Source organism: Paenibacillus sp. PvR133 (assembly GCF_017833155.1).
GTDB classification, from domain to species: Bacteria; Bacillota; Bacilli; order Paenibacillales; family Paenibacillaceae; genus Paenibacillus; species Paenibacillus polymyxa_B.
Genome location: NZ_JAFIBS010000001.1, coordinates 3077224 through 3091603 on the forward strand (window position 1 = coordinate 3077224; position 14380 = coordinate 3091603).

The following is a 14380-nucleotide window of genomic DNA, read 5'->3' on the forward strand; positions in this document are numbered from 1 at the left end:
AAATTAAGCATCTGAAAAAGTGGAGTATGCGAATCGCATACTCCTATCTTTACTTATAGTGTTGTAAATATAAACAAAGAACATACGCCTACAAAAAAAATTAACAGCAAAAGCGAAAAGGAAATTGTACTGAATTTTGCCAAAGTTAAGAGGCCCCTCCAGCTGTAGTTATTCACCAGGATATTTTGAATGTATCCACGGGCGTCCACACTTACCCGGAAATGCTGCATAAAATATCCCGGGTGAACAAAGAGGAGGTGCATGTAATAACCATGATACACATGGAATCCGTACAAGTGGGTGAGCATACATTTATCGGAGTTGAGGTCAAACTGCCTAAAACAACGCTGTTGACGATCTCTAACTCCCGTGGTTACATCATGTGTGGTGCCCTGGATGTTGGACTGCTCAATGAGCGGCTGGCGGATCGGAAAATTCTTGCCGCACGAGCTGTGGGGGTAAAAACGCTGAAGGAATTGTTGGAAGCACCAATGGAGTCGGTGACGACAGAAGCCGAGTTGCTTGGAATTAAGCCGGGCATGCCAGGCTACGAAGCACTGTTGAAACTGGTGTAATGAAGCCTATGTGCATATGCTGCCTAAAAGTAGAGGAACAAGAACAGAAAAAAACCGGACTTTTTGGCTCCGGTTTTTTTCTATGAAAAGTTTTATTCTATCGAGTTGAATCATATGAATTATATACGAACGGTATGACCTGTAAGAACAATTAATCGGCAAACAAATGGGTCAGGTTCTCGCTAAAGGGTGCTTGTATAATCCCTTTTTCGGTAATGATGGCGGTAATGTACTCATGAGGTGTAACGTCGAAAGCTGGGTTGTAGACTTTGATGCCCTGCGGGGCGGTCCTTTTACCAAAGCTTTCGGTAACTTCCTCAGCAGAACGCTCCTCGATCGGAATATCTGCGCCTGTTGCGGTCTGCAAATCAATGGTAGATAGTGGCGAAGCGACATAAAAAGGAATGCCATGCGCCTTCGCTAGCACAGCTAGGCTATAGGTGCCGATTTTGTTGGCCACATCTCCATTAGCAGCGACTCTATCTGTGCCGACAATAACGGCCTGTACCCATCCTTTGGACATCACCATGCCCGCCATATTGTCACAGAGCAGGGTGACATCAATGCCTGCCTGCTGAAGCTCGAAAGCGGTCAGGCGCGCCCCCTGCAGCACAGGGCGGGTTTCGTCGGCAAATACTTTGAGGTGAATGCCGTTCTCCTGCGCAAGGTACATCGGCGCGAGCGCTGTTCCGTATTTCGCTGTCGCCAATCCGCCTGCATTGCAGTGAGTAAGTACGCCCATCCCGTCCTCGAACAGAGGTAAAGCATGGATGCCGATCTGGCGACATACTTCCTCATCCTCTGCCTGAATGGCTGTGGCTTCACGCTCCAGCCCGGCATTCCAGTCTTTGACCTGACCTCCGCTAGCTTCAATGATGAGTTCCCCAGCCCGCTTCTTCATGCGGTCCAAGGCCCAGAACAGGTTCACTGCAGTCGGGCGTGAAGTAGCCAAATGTCCGCACACGGCGTGTACATGCTGCAGCCACCCAGCGGCGTCGGTGCCGTCGTAGGCGGTAGCTCCTAGCACAACGCCGTAGGCCGCAGCCATCCCGATAGCGGGCGCACCACGTACCTTCATGGCATGTATGCCATCCCATACTTCCTCGGCCGTGAATAAATCCAGCATGACAATCGTTTCGGGCAGTAGACGCTGATCCAACATAGACAAACGGTTGCCTTTCCACACCAGCGAAGATAGAGCCTGACTGGGCACTGTAGCTTTCCCAGAGGTTACGGGCGACGATTCTTTCTTTTCACTCATATTCATTAAGCTCCTTTAGTTTGGGCAGCTGTTGCTGTCCGAACAATGTCTCCCAGTTCCCGAATCGAATGAAGCTCGCGATTGCGAAGAACCAAGGATTTACCGATAGATAACGCCAGACGTTCCGCAGCTTCCTTGATAGCAGGATCGGCAATGGTGTCGATATCTGCCACATGCGACAGGCTGATGATACGGCGAATCACTTTGCACCCTGCAAAACCAATCGTATCTTGCAGTACTTTCTGGAGATACAAGTCCTGATATCCCGCTGTACGTGCCATATGATCGGTGACATGCTCATCCCACAGTTTGCGGAACCTACGCTCAAACTGCTCCCATACCTGAATGGCGGTCTCCAGAACCCAGTCACGCCTTTCCTTTAGAGCCTTCTCGCCAGAGGTCCATCCGGGTTGTGCTGCGTAGTTCAACAGCAGATTGGCGATCACCGCTCCGATATCAAAGCCCATGGGTCCGTAGTAGGCAAATTCAGGATCAATGACTTTAGTCGATTCGGTCGTTACAAAAATGCTACCAGTATGAAGATCACCGTGCAGAAGCGCTTCGGTTCGTGTCAAAAACTTTTCTCGCAGCAAAGCCACTTCCAGGTGAAGCACTTGATCTGTACGTAGTGCCTCTGCTTCGTCTTCGATGTACGCACCATAGTTGTTATTATCTGAGAACCGATACGGTTCATCCAGAATCAGATCCTCAGTTATTTTGCAGAGATCCGGGTTGATAAAGCGTTTAACCAGGTCTTTTTTATCCTGCTGATTCATGCCCAAATCTGAGGTGAAGAAGAGCGTGCGTGCCAGAAACTCCCCAATATGATTAGCGAAATATGGATAGGTGTTTCCTTCTATTAGTCCCTTGCGCATGATGGTGTGTGAGCTAAGATCCTCCATCACGGTCAACGCAAGCTCATCGTCATACGCCAGTACCGCAGGAACCAATTCGGGGCAAATGTAGTGTTCCTGCTGAAGTGCCTCGCGTTCAATACGGGCACGATCCAGTGAAAGCGGCCAGGATTCACCCACAATTTTTACATAGGGAAGTGCCTGCTTGGCAATGATACTCTTGTTAGATTCAGAATCCGTAATATGAAAAACCAGATTTAAGTTACCATCACCGATTTCTCGGCATTCCAGATGGGCTTCCTGACTAAAAAATCCGGGGATGTTCTTCACGAATTCGATTGCTTCTTCAGTCGTTAAAGGATGATATTGGGACAACGAAGTCACCTCCATAAAATGTGCGCATGTAAATAGTTTAAAAAATATCACAATATTAAACCAAGTATTTTGATAGGATAGAGAAAGTATAACGAAAATCATTGAAGTTTTGTACATTTTTTTTATGGGGATTGAAAGTGGAAGAAAGGAGAACTCTTTTTTTGTTTCGTCTCCGTATAGAGAGGGTAAATATGAGACAGACGTCCGGCAGGTGATATTAGGATGCCCGCTGGCGTCTTACCGTCAGTAATGACGGTGATGGATATGTAAACGTTCCTGAAAGTCAATTTGATGAAAAAGGAAGGGATTTATGATGGCTAAAACAACAAGTAACTCGAAAAATACGCAAACCAAATCGGTGGAGGAACTTTTAAACCGTCAAGTCGCTAACCTCAATGTGTTATATGTAAAAATTCATAACTATCACTGGTATGTGAAAGGCTCTAGTTTCTACACACTCCATGTTAAATTTGAAGAGTTATACAATGAAGTGACATTGAAAATGGATGAGATCGCCGAGCGTTTGCTCGCGTTGAAAGGTTCTCCTTCCGCAACGTTGAAGGAATACCTGGAGCTGTCGTCGATTCAGGAAGCAACCGGCAACGAAGATGCTCCTAAGATGGTACAAACCTTGATCGAGGATTTTGCAACTGTATGCGAGGAGTTTCAGGAAGGTATCGAACTGGCGGAAAGCAATTCCGACCAGCCAACTGCAGATTTGCTGATTGGTTATAAAGCGGATCTGGAGAAACATATGTGGATGCTTCGCTCTTATTTGGGCTAATTGGCCGAATTTCGCTCCATTACCCAATGCCTAGTTCGGTGAAATTAATTCCACTCCATAGTATGGGGTTACGCTCTGAAATAAACTCTCTACATGTAAAACGCTACTGACGTCATGCTGTCAGTAGCGTTTTTATGGCTGGAAAAAGATCATGCATCCCATGTTTTTTGTACAAATTTATAATTATATGAACAACCACAGGATGAATTTTGCTATTTGTGTGCCTGGTAGGGTGAATATTTTATGAAGAAAGTTGGATAACGTGTGTCTGTTGGTTGCACCCTTAAAGATATTTATTATAAAATAACTTGAGAATCATTGAGAATCAGTTTAGAATGATTATAAATAAATTTTTAAATATTACTTGAAATCAGGGGGCTCCCCTGTTTAAATATACTTTCTGATTTCGACACCACACTACATTTTTTGGAGGGTATTGCGAATATGGCTACAAACTTTAAGATTGAAGGTCTCAAGGCGACCATTGAAGGCAAGGAAATTTTGAAAGGTATTAACCTCGAAATGAAGGGCGGAGAAATCCATGCCATCATGGGTCCTAACGGTACGGGTAAAAGTACACTCGCGTCTGCTTTGATGGGTCATCCTAAATATGAAGTCACAGATGGCAAAGTAACTTTGGATGGAGAAGACGTGCTGGATATGGAAGTGGATGAGCGTGCACGTGCAGGATTGTTCTTGGCGATGCAGTATCCGAGTGAAATTGCAGGGGTAACGAACTCCGACTTTTTGCGTAGTGCGATCAACGCACGCCGTGAAGAAGGACAAGAAATCTCCCTGATTAAGTTTATCCGTCAAATGGAAAGCAAAATGAAAGAGCTCGAAATGAATCCTGAGTTTGCTCACCGTTACCTGAACGAAGGCTTCTCTGGTGGTGAGAAAAAACGGAATGAAATTTTGCAAATGATGATGATTGATCCGAAAATTGTCATTCTTGATGAAATCGACTCCGGTCTGGATATCGATGCTTTGAGAATCGTGGCTAGCGGTGTCAACGCTATGCGTTCCGAAGAGCGTGGTTTCCTTATCATTACTCACTATCAACGTCTGTTAAACTACGTTAAACCAGATTATGTACATGTAATGATGCAAGGACGTATCGTTAAATCCGGTGGTCCTGAGCTTGCTGAGCGTCTGGAAGCGGACGGTTACGACTGGATCAAGGAAGAGCTGGGTATCGTTGATGAAACTGTAGGACAAGAGGCGTAAGCCGGAAGCGAGGAGGAAAACTAATGACTACACAAACAATCCTTCCGGTAGATTCCGAGCAACTGCGTGTTCTGTCCGAACGTAACGGCGAACCATCTTGGTTGGCCGAAGACAGACAAAAAGCACTTGAGCTTGCAGGCAAACTGGAGCTTCCGGTATTTGAAAAAACAAAAATCGAACGATGGAAATTAAACGATTACGGTCAACATAAACAGAACGAGGTCATTGCATCGGTAGGGCAGGTCCCGGCAGCCATTGCTGATCTGGTCAAAGAGCAACAGGAGGGTGGTCTGATTATTCAGCGCAACTCCGGCGCGGTATATGTGAAGCTGAGCGAGGAATTGGCGGCGCAAGGCGTCATTTTCATGGATTTACAAACAGCGGTTAAAGAGCATGCTGATTTGGTTAAAGCTCATCTGAACACAGTTATTAAGGCTGAAGAAAATTCATTATCTGCATTGCACGCAGCACTCTGGAACGGTGGAGTATTTGCTTATGTGCCTAAAAATGTAGAACTGAACGTTCCGCTTCAAGCTGTATTTCTGACGGACGATGCGACTGCAACGTTTGCACCGCATGTGCTGCTCATTGTTGAAAGCCACAGTTCCGTGACTTACGTAGACAACTATGTATCTGCGGATTTGGCGGCACCTGTTCTTCATAACGGTGCGGTAGAAGTTGTTGCAAATGCAGGAGCTAAAGTACGTTATGCGACAGTCCATCAGTTTGGAGAGCAAGTAACGGATATTTCGATTCGTCGTGCTACGTTGGGAAATGACGCAGCTATCGAATGGATTGTGGGCGAAATGAACAACGGTAATACAGCAAGCAATACCATGTCCGTGCTCAAAGGCAATGGCTCCAATTCGGATGCCAAGATCATTGCTGTTGGTTCCGGCTCACAAAAGCTGAACTATACGACACAAGCACAGCATTTTGGTAAAAATTCCGCCAGTCAGATGATTACGCGCGCAGTAATGCGTGAAGAAGCGTCTTCCATCATTAACGGAATTACAAAAATTGAAAAAGGTGCTACCAAAGCAGACGGTCAGCAAACAGAACGCGTTCTGATGCTCAGCCCGAAAGCGCGTGGTGACGCTAACCCGATCCTGCTGATTGATGAAGATGATGTAACGGCAGGTCACGCAGCATCGGTTGGTCAGGTAAACCGTGAACAAGTGTATTACTTGATGTCCCGCGGGATTAGCCGTGCAGAAGCTGAACGTCTGATTATTTATGGCTTCTTGGCACCTGTCGTATCTGAAATTCCGCTCGAAGGACTTCAACATCAGCTGCAAAGCCTTGTTGAAAGGAAGTTAGGCCAATGAATACTGCATTGATCCGTGAACAGTTCCCGATTTTACATCAGGAGATTAACGGTCATCCGCTGGTTTATTTGGATAATGCGGCCACTTCGCAAAAACCGCTGGCGGTCATCGAGGCGATCAAGCACTACTACGAATATGATAATTCAAATGTTCACCGTGGTGTGCATACCTTGGGTAGTCGCGCAACGGATGCTTATGAAGGTGCGCGGGAGAAGGTAGCCCGCTTTCTGAATGCAAAGCGCAGTCAGGAAATTATTTTTACAAGAGGAACAACAACGGCGTTGAATCTGGTCGCTTCTTCCTATGGCAGGGCTAATTGCCAGGCAGGTGATGAAATTGTCATCACCCAAATGGAGCATCACAGTAATCTGATTCCGTGGCAACAGGTAGCTAAAGCCACAGGCGCGACTTTGAAATATATTCCACTTCAAGAGGATGGTAGCGTTGATCTTGCTGATGTGGAGAATACCGTTACAGAAAATACGAAAATTGTAGCGATTGCGCATGTCTCCAATGTGCTGGGTGTTGTGAACCCTGTCAAAGAGATTGCAGCTATTGCGCATCGCAAAGGCGCAGTCATCGTTATAGACGGTGCACAAAGCACACCACATATGAAAGTAGACGTGCAAGACATCGATGCTGACTTTTATGCCTTTTCGGGTCACAAAATGTGTGCTCCTACTGGGATCGGAGCACTGTACGGCAAGAAGGCGCTGCTGGAAAACATGGAGCCCATTGAGTTCGGCGGTGAAATGATCGACGATGTGGGATTGTACGAATCCACATGGAAGGAGCTGCCTTGGAAATTTGAAGGTGGAACCCCGATTATAGCCGGAGCCGTTGGTTTGGGAGCTGCCATTGATTTTCTGGAAAGCATCGGACTGGACGCCATTGCACAGCATGAAAGCCGTCTGGTCGACTATGCTCTCAAACGTCTCCGTGAAGTGGAGGGATTGACGATTTACGGACCTGCAGACCGTCATGTTGGGCTCGTAACATTCAACTTGGATGATGTGCATCCGCATGATGTAGCTACCGTATTGGATAGCAAAGGGGTGGCTGTACGTGCAGGCCATCATTGCTGCCAGCCATTGATGCGCTGGTTGAAAGCCAGTGCGACTGCACGTGCCAGCTTTTACCTCTATAACACGGAAGAGGAAGTCGACGCTTTGGTCAGCGCCTTAATCCAAACAAAGGAGTATTTTGGCGATGCAACTTGATGACTTGTACCGACGCGTGATTATGGATCATTATAAAAATCCGCGCAATCGCGGACGTTTTGAGGACGATGCCGTTACGGTGGATTTGAATAATCCTACGTGTGGTGACCGGATTTCTCTTCAACTCAAAACGAAAGACGGCGTAGTCGAAGATGCTCGTTTTACTGGTGAAGGCTGCTCGATTAGTATGTCCTCAGCTTCGATGATGACAGAAGCGGTTAAAGGAAAAACGATTGACCAGGCACTGGATATGGCGAGCCGCTTCTCTTCTTTAATGAAGGGAGAAGCCGTTGAATTCGATGATTATGAAGAATTGGAAGCTTTGTCAGGCGTGAATAAGTTCCCGGCCCGCATCAAATGTGCGACACTGGCTTGGAACGCGCTGCGCAAAGGGATTGATGAAGATAAATAATTTAAATAGAACAGAGGAGGTTTGAGAAACATGGCCAAGAAAGCACCGGAAATGGAAGAGTATAAATATGGCTTTCGTGACGAGCACAAGTCCATTTTCCAAACAGGTAAGGGTCTCACTCCGGAAATTGTAAAGGAAATCTCCAAAATTAAGGATGAGCCAGAATGGATGCTGGAGTTCCGTCTGAAAGCACTGAAACAGTTTGAAAAAATGCCAATGCCAAACTGGGGCGGAGATATGGATGAACTGGATTTCAACGATATCCAGTACTATGTAAGACCTTCCGAAAAACAAGGGAAGACATGGGAAGAAGTTCCGACGGAAATTAAAGAAACCTTTGATAAACTGGGTATTCCTGAGGCGGAGCAAAAGTTTTTGGCTGGTGTATCCGCACAGTATGAATCCGAGGTTGTCTACCACAGTATGCAAAAGGAACTGGAAGATCAGGGCGTTATTTTCATGGATACCGATACGGCGTTGCGTGAGCATCCTGAGATTCTGAAAGAGTATTTTGCAACAGTTGTACCTCCTGCGGACAATAAGTTTGCTGCACTGAACAGTGCGGTATGGTCAGGTGGTAGCTTCATCTATGTACCAAAAGGCGTGAAATGTGAAGTTCCATTGCAGGCTTACTTCCGTATCAACTCGGAAAACATGGGTCAATTTGAGCGTACGCTTATTATTGCGGACGAAGACAGCTTTGTGCATTATGTAGAAGGTTGCACGGCTCCAATTTACAGCACGAACTCGCTGCATAGTGCTGTGGTCGAAATTATTTGTAAGAAGAACGCACGCGTTCGTTATACAACGATCCAGAACTGGGCACCAAACATCTATAACCTGGTAACCAAACGTGCGGTTGCAGAAGAAAACGCAACGATGGAATGGGTCGATGGTAACATCGGTTCCAAGTTGACGATGAAGTATCCAGCCGTTGTATTGAAAGGCCGTGGAGCGAAAGGGATGGTCCTGTCCATCGCTGTTGCAGGCAAAGGCCAGCATCAGGATGCAGGTGCGAAAATGATCCACTTGGCACCAGACACCACCTCCACAATTGTATCCAAGTCGATCAGTAAGCACGGCGGTAAAGTAACGTATCGCGGATTAGCTTCATTCGGTCGTCAGGCTCAAGGTGCAAAATCGAATATCAAGTGTGATACGCTGATTTTGGATAATCAATCAACTTCAGATACTATTCCTTATAATGAAATCATGAATGACGACATCACGCTTGAGCACGAAGCAACGGTTTCCAAGGTATCGGAAGATCAGCTGTTCTATCTGATGAGCCGTGGTTTGACTGAAGCAGAGGCAACGCAAATGATCGTTATGGGCTTTATTGAGCCGTTCACCAAAGAGCTGCCGATGGAATATGCGGTAGAAATGAACCGTTTGATCAAGTTCGAAATGGAAGGTAGTATTGGTTAAAACGCAGTAACCCTTGGTGTGACAAGGTTTTTGAGGTATTCTAAAGCTGTTAAATTGGAGTCGTGTCGATTTTGTGCCGACTCGGATTTCCTGCTAGTACAGAAGGCGAACTTTTTAAGTTCGCCTTCTTCTATTTTTTCCGTAATGTCTAAAAAGATGTCGGCAGTTTTCTGAAACCGCTTTTATAAGGGGAGATAGAATTAAAAAAAATTATTGTTAGGACTGCGGATAATTGCCTAGCACTTAATTATGTTTGCTTAATAGGATATTGTAAAGCCACAAAACATAAGGAGGCAGGCAACGGATGCAGAAGAATAAAGCTGGAGTGAAGAAGAAAACCCTCTCTTCTAAACAGACACAGAGGCATGTACATGAATTTGAAGGTAGTACCAAACTGGCTGAAGAAGGCGCAGACCGACATAACCACCGCTTTGCAGGTGTTACTGGGCAAGCGATTCGAGTTGGAAGAAGTCATGTCCATGAAATTGATCTTTCAAAAACTGATTTCGTGAACCATTTTCATAATCTGAGAAGGATTAGAACAGGACCCGCTATTCCAGTCGGAAATGGCAAGCACGTACATTTTGTTACGGGCCAAACCACATTAAATGATGGTCATGTACACCAGTTCAATTTCGCAACATTGATTCAGGCACCTCTTATTTAATAAACAAATGTAGCAAATAATATAGTAGTAGAAACGCGTTTTTATTGTGTTTGATCGTTGTGAATTGTGACTAGGTTAATGTCCCTAACATAAAAAGAGGCTGTCCTTCGTAGAAGAACCTACGAATCAAGGACAGTCTCTTTTATTCGCGTAGCCTGGGCTTCGGCAAGACATTTCGTTCCACCGAAGTAACGCCGGGAGGCAGTAGCGGATCAGGATTCCAAATAAATTTCATCAATGGATACATGGCGTTCCCTAGATAAATCTACATATTCATCATCGTTAATTCTCACTAAGGGTCTGAAGTAATCAGCAGGATTGTTCAGAATAATCGTTCCTGTCTGCCCTGTAGTCAGCAGAACCTGCTTATTAATGAAATTAGGAAGCATATGTCTGATGAACACTTGGGTAGCTTCTGGGTTTAGATGTCCAAAACTCATGCTGTGCAGCTCGCGTAATACGGCGAGTAGCTCCTGCTTTGTCTGGTACACACGATTGGAAATCATCGCGCTATACACGTCTGCAATAGCTGTTATGCTGGCAAAAGGATGAATTTCTTCCTTGAACAGTCCATGGGGATATCCACTTCCATCTTCACGCTCGTGATGCTGCAAGGCGACAATTGCAGAAATCTCATCGCTGGTTGAATTGCGAATAATATCATAGCCATAGAGAGAATGTTTCTTCATTTCATGAAATTCTTCAGGTGTCAGTTTATCCGGTTTGTTCAAAATTTCATTCGGTATCATGGATTTGCCTATATCGTGTAAATATCCGGCTTTACCAGCGGCATAAGCTTCTTCTTCTGTATATCCAAGCCATGTGGCAATGTAATATGACAGTACACCTACTTGGAGAGAATGATTATAGGTATAGTGATCTCCCCGCTCCATAATTAACAGCAGAGATACGACATCTTTTTGACGAGCCAGCTCTGAAACGAGAGGGCCGAACAGTTCATCAACTCGATATTCATCAAATTTTCCAGTTGAGGAAGCTTCGAGAAACATGCTTTCAAAGCCACTGATCGTCTGCTCCATGAGGGGAACGGCGCGTTTGAGGGATTCAGGGGAAGCTGGAACATCGGGGGCAAAGTCAACCGGAATGCTCGCAGAACCGGCATCAATGTCGATATAATCGACACCATGCATAATGAGTTTGGAAATGTCGTCATGCTGAAGCTCGGTGCCCTGAATCATGACAGGTACACCGTGCCCGTTGTATGTATCGGATTTGAGGCGATCTCCCGGCTTGGCATCGGTAACGTGAACTCTCATGTGCTAACCTCCTTATTGTCGTAAATTTGTCGAAAATATGAAACAACCCTAATATATCAAGAATTATATGGGATGACAACGACTAAATTACTATTATTCCAAGCTGTAAAATAGGTCCCAGGAACCCGTTTCCTATCAGATACCTACAGTAGATAACGTCAATGCTTTTCACTATGTTTATGATGTGAGATTGTTCAGAGAGTACAGCGAAGCTTAAGGACTATGTCCACTCATATGTACCATATTGCTAAATAACATGGTATGCTTAAACATTAGAAGCTCCAAAGTCGATATATATAAAGTATAGAGGAGGGCGGTTATGGAGATGACGACTCGGCAAACGTTGACCATTTTGCATACCAATGATATCCATAGTCATTTTGGCAGTATGCCTTCGATAGCCGCGATGATCGATGAACGAAGAGCCGCATCACGGGATGCGCTGCTTGTGCTCGACATAGGAGACCACATGGACCGGATGGCCCCCGAAACGGAAGGAACGCTCGGTGGGGCAAATGTGGATGTGATTAATCTAACAGGATACGATGCAATTACGATCGGTAACAATGAGGGACTGACTTTTACCCCGGATATGATTGAACAGGCATATGCGGGGATTCATTGTCCGGTCGTATGCGGCAATATGACAGAGCGTGCTACGGGGATGAACCCTTCGTGGATGAAGGAATCCCTTATCGTAGACAAAGCAGGAATCAAGGTCGGTTTACTCGGTGTGACGGCTCCTTTTGTAGAGTTTTATCAATTGCTGGGCTGGGATGTGCTCAATCCGTTTGAGGTGCTGGGGAAGCAGATCGCGGCACTGAGAAAGCAGGTTGATGTTTTGGTTGTGATGTCGCACCTGGGTCTACCTTCCGATCAAAAATTAGCGTCGCAGTTTCCTGAAATTGACGTTATCCTTGGAGGTCACACCCATCATGTGCTGGAAGAACCGCTTTGGATCGGAAAAACAGCTTTATGTGGGGCGGGTAAGTTCGGAACGCTACTGGGTGAAGTGACACTAAGTCGTAACAATAGCCTCGAACCGTTTCGAGTCACGTCAGGCGGCGTAGTTCCTGTAGATCAGACACTACTGGACGAAAAAGTGGCATCGGCCATTGTGGTGCATCGCAGACAAGCAGAGCGCGCCATGGAGAGCACCATTGCGGTGACGGATCGGAAACTGGAGATTGCATATGATCAGGAATCCCCTTTTGGGAATATGCTGGCACAAGCGGTGTCCCATTTTACAGGAACAGAAATTGCCCTCGTCAATGCGGGACAACTGCTCGGCCCATTACCTCAAGGGGATATCAGCAAAGGAATACTACATTCCTTATGCCCTTCGCCGATTAATGCCTGTGTTATGAAGTTGCGGGGAAGAGATATTCGGTTGGCGCTGGAGCAGTCCTTGCTGCCTGAATTTACAGACAAGCCCATGACGGGCTTTGGCTTCAGAGGCAAAGTGCTTGGCACGATGTGTGTGGAAGGCTTGGCCATTCAGTATGACTCGGGCCGTGCTCCTTATGAAAAAGTGACGGACATTCGTGTAGCGGGTCAACTATTGGAAGAGCATGAGGAATACGCAGTGGGCACGTTGGATATGTTCACTTTCAAAGCAGGTTATGAAGTGCTTGCGAACGGAACAGATCTCCGATTTATGCTTCCAGAATTTTTACGGGATTTGATTGAAATGGAGTTGAAGCGTCCGGGCGCGATGGAAGAATGTTTTGCAGCTAGGTGGCTTCAGGTATCAAAACAATCGGGAGAGGATTAAGCTGCGACTGGTACCTGTTACATTATTGAGAGCCGGCATGAAGCTGGGCAAAAAAATATACAATGAAAACGGAATGGTGCTGCTCTCGGAAGGTGTTGAGCTTACTTCGCGATTGATTGAACGTCTAGGCCAAGTCGGTATTGGATATGTATACATTGAGGATGCTGTGACAGAAGATATCGTCATTCCTGAGATGATCCATGAACAGACAAGGGCCGCGGCGCTACAGGAAATCAAAAAGCAGTTTCAAGGGTTGTCATCCTACTCCGTAGATCATAAGCACAAATATTTTGGCAAGTCATTTTATAAGGTGATGGAATCCATTCTGGACGATATTGGAGGCCGTCAGGACACCATCATTATGTTGATGGATATCGGGGCCGCGGATCAGGATTTGTATCATCATTCTTTGAACGTATGTTTATATTCACTAGTACTTGGAATATCCAACGGCTACGATAATAACCAGCTCATGGAGCTGGGGATAGGTTCACTACTGCACGATATCGGTAAAATGAAAATTTCACCTCAAGTACTCTATAAGCCGGGTAAATTGACGGATGAGGAATATGAGCATATGAAAACACACACGGTGATCGGCTACAAGCTGCTCAAAGACGAACCTGGAATTCCCTTGTTGTCGGCTCATTGTGCATTACAGCATCATGAGCGTATCGACGGCAGCGGATACCCACACGGTTGGAAAAAGGACCAGATCCACGAATATGCGAAATGGATCGGTCTGGCGGACTCGTACGACGCAATGACAGCAAGTCGGATATATAAACAGGCTTTATTGCCTTATGAAGCGATGGAAGTGCTGTACGCCGGGGCAGGAACGTTATATGAGCAGCGAATGCTGGAAGCCTTTCGTGACTGTGTAGCTATTTACCCCCTGGGACTCTCTGTGGTGCTCAACACGGGGGAAGAGGGGGTCGTGGTGCGTATACATCCCAAAATCCCGCAAAGACCCATCATTCGCATCGTAAGGGACCGGGATGGGCAAGAAGTGAAGGCACCTTATGATGTCGATTTGTCCGTATCCCTCTCGGTTATGATTACAAACACATTGGGCGCTACTGCCGCCCCTTTCGGAGGAGTACACGTAGATTAGCAGATGATGTGGAAGAAAGCATGCAGACACTTTACACATCATGATATGATAATTATACGTCTTTTGAGGTTAATAACAGAAATA

Annotated in this window: 13 protein-coding genes; 10 read left to right on the plus strand and 3 right to left on the minus strand. The window is 45.9% G+C overall.

What is annotated here, in order from left to right:
* Positions 1-272 precede the first annotated feature (272 nt).
* Entirely contained in the window at positions 273-575 is a 303-nt protein-coding gene (locus JOE49_RS13560) for a YunC family protein (protein ID WP_053325087.1), read from the plus strand.
* A gap of 151 nt (positions 576-726) precedes the next feature.
* Here JOE49_RS13560 and mtnA read toward each other — a convergent pair whose 3' ends face one another.
* Together mtnA and mtnK are read right to left on the minus strand one after the other, a co-directional pair.
* On the minus strand, positions 727-1836 hold the full coding sequence (gene mtnA, locus JOE49_RS13565; protein ID WP_209941533.1) for an S-methyl-5-thioribose-1-phosphate isomerase: 1110 nt from the start codon (positions 1834-1836) through the stop codon (positions 727-729).
* A gap of 5 nt (positions 1837-1841) precedes the next feature.
* Positions 1842-3065 (minus strand): S-methyl-5-thioribose kinase, encoded by a 1224-nt coding sequence (gene mtnK, locus JOE49_RS13570; protein ID WP_068940174.1) that lies wholly within the window; start codon positions 3063-3065, stop codon positions 1842-1844.
* A gap of 313 nt (positions 3066-3378) precedes the next feature.
* Here mtnK and JOE49_RS13575 point away from each other — a divergent pair, with 313 nt between their 5' ends.
* The 7 genes from JOE49_RS13575 to JOE49_RS13605 all read left to right on the plus strand — a co-directional run bounded on the left by JOE49_RS13575 (position 3379) and on the right by JOE49_RS13605 (position 10131).
* Positions 3379-3849 (plus strand): Dps family protein, encoded by a 471-nt coding sequence (locus tag JOE49_RS13575; protein ID WP_013309551.1) that lies wholly within the window; start codon positions 3379-3381, stop codon positions 3847-3849.
* 444 nt (positions 3850-4293) lie between these two features.
* On the plus strand, positions 4294-5076 hold the full coding sequence (sufC, locus tag JOE49_RS13580) for a Fe-S cluster assembly ATPase SufC (protein ID WP_013309552.1): 783 nt from the start codon (positions 4294-4296) through the stop codon (positions 5074-5076).
* 23 nt (positions 5077-5099) lie between these two features.
* Positions 5100-6404, plus strand: coding sequence for a Fe-S cluster assembly protein SufD (gene sufD, locus JOE49_RS13585; protein ID WP_209941535.1), 1305 nt, complete (start codon positions 5100-5102; stop codon positions 6402-6404).
* Positions 6401-7624, plus strand: coding sequence for a cysteine desulfurase (locus JOE49_RS13590; protein WP_209941536.1), 1224 nt, complete (start codon positions 6401-6403; stop codon positions 7622-7624). The genes sufD and JOE49_RS13590 overlap by 4 nt, the downstream gene beginning before the upstream one ends.
* Positions 7614-8036 (plus strand): Fe-S cluster assembly sulfur transfer protein SufU, encoded by a 423-nt coding sequence (gene sufU, locus JOE49_RS13595; RefSeq protein ID WP_013309555.1) that lies wholly within the window; start codon positions 7614-7616, stop codon positions 8034-8036. The genes JOE49_RS13590 and sufU overlap by 11 nt, the downstream gene beginning before the upstream one ends.
* 30 nt (positions 8037-8066) lie before the next feature.
* A complete protein-coding gene (gene sufB / locus JOE49_RS13600) occupies positions 8067-9464 on the plus strand; it encodes a Fe-S cluster assembly protein SufB (protein ID WP_013309556.1) in 1398 nt (465 codons plus the stop codon).
* 304 nt (positions 9465-9768) lie between these two features.
* Positions 9769-10131 carry a YmaF family protein gene (locus JOE49_RS13605; RefSeq protein ID WP_023987886.1) on the plus strand — a complete coding sequence of 121 codons (363 nt, stop codon included), beginning with the start codon at positions 9769-9771 and terminating at the stop codon, positions 10129-10131.
* 212 nt (positions 10132-10343) lie between these two features.
* On the opposite strand, the gene JOE49_RS13610 is transcribed toward JOE49_RS13605, so the two are convergent.
* The gene (locus tag JOE49_RS13610; RefSeq protein WP_025722544.1) at positions 10344-11408 is read right to left on the minus strand and encodes an HD-GYP domain-containing protein; all 1065 of its coding nucleotides are present in this window, start codon (positions 11406-11408) and stop codon (positions 10344-10346) included.
* A 319-nt stretch (positions 11409-11727) separates the two neighbouring features.
* Here JOE49_RS13610 and JOE49_RS13615 point away from each other — a divergent pair, with 319 nt between their 5' ends.
* The gene (locus JOE49_RS13615) at positions 11728-13182 is read left to right on the plus strand and encodes a bifunctional metallophosphatase/5'-nucleotidase (protein ID WP_209941538.1); all 1455 of its coding nucleotides are present in this window, start codon (positions 11728-11730) and stop codon (positions 13180-13182) included.
* On the plus strand, positions 13136-14296 hold the full coding sequence (locus JOE49_RS13620; protein ID WP_209941540.1) for an HD-GYP domain-containing protein: 1161 nt from the start codon (positions 13136-13138) through the stop codon (positions 14294-14296). The genes JOE49_RS13615 and JOE49_RS13620 overlap by 47 nt, the downstream gene beginning before the upstream one ends.
* The last annotated feature ends 84 nt before the right edge of the window (positions 14297-14380 follow it).

Excerpts from the sequence above, each read along its gene's own strand:
- sufC (WP_013309552.1), top strand. The coding sequence starts at position 4,294 with ATGGCTACAAACTTTAAGATTGAAGGTCTCAAGGCGACCATTGAAGGC.
- JOE49_RS13590 (WP_209941536.1), top strand. The coding sequence starts at position 6,401 with ATGAATACTGCATTGATCCGTGAACAGTTCCCGATTTTACATCAGGAG.
- JOE49_RS13605 (WP_023987886.1), top strand. The coding sequence starts at position 9,769 with ATGCAGAAGAATAAAGCTGGAGTGAAGAAGAAAACCCTCTCTTCTAAA.
- JOE49_RS13560 (WP_053325087.1), top strand. The coding sequence starts at position 273 with ATGATACACATGGAATCCGTACAAGTGGGTGAGCATACATTTATCGGA.
- sufD (WP_209941535.1), top strand. The coding sequence starts at position 5,100 with ATGACTACACAAACAATCCTTCCGGTAGATTCCGAGCAACTGCGTGTT.
- JOE49_RS13610 (WP_025722544.1), bottom strand. The coding sequence starts at position 11,408 with ATGAGAGTTCACGTTACCGATGCCAAGCCGGGAGATCGCCTCAAATCC.
- mtnA (WP_209941533.1), bottom strand. The coding sequence starts at position 1,836 with ATGAGTGAAAAGAAAGAATCGTCGCCCGTAACCTCTGGGAAAGCTACA.
- JOE49_RS13615 (WP_209941538.1), top strand. The coding sequence starts at position 11,728 with ATGGAGATGACGACTCGGCAAACGTTGACCATTTTGCATACCAATGAT.
- sufU (WP_013309555.1), top strand. The coding sequence starts at position 7,614 with ATGCAACTTGATGACTTGTACCGACGCGTGATTATGGATCATTATAAA.
- sufB (WP_013309556.1), top strand. The coding sequence starts at position 8,067 with ATGGCCAAGAAAGCACCGGAAATGGAAGAGTATAAATATGGCTTTCGT.
- JOE49_RS13575 (WP_013309551.1), top strand. The coding sequence starts at position 3,379 with ATGGCTAAAACAACAAGTAACTCGAAAAATACGCAAACCAAATCGGTG.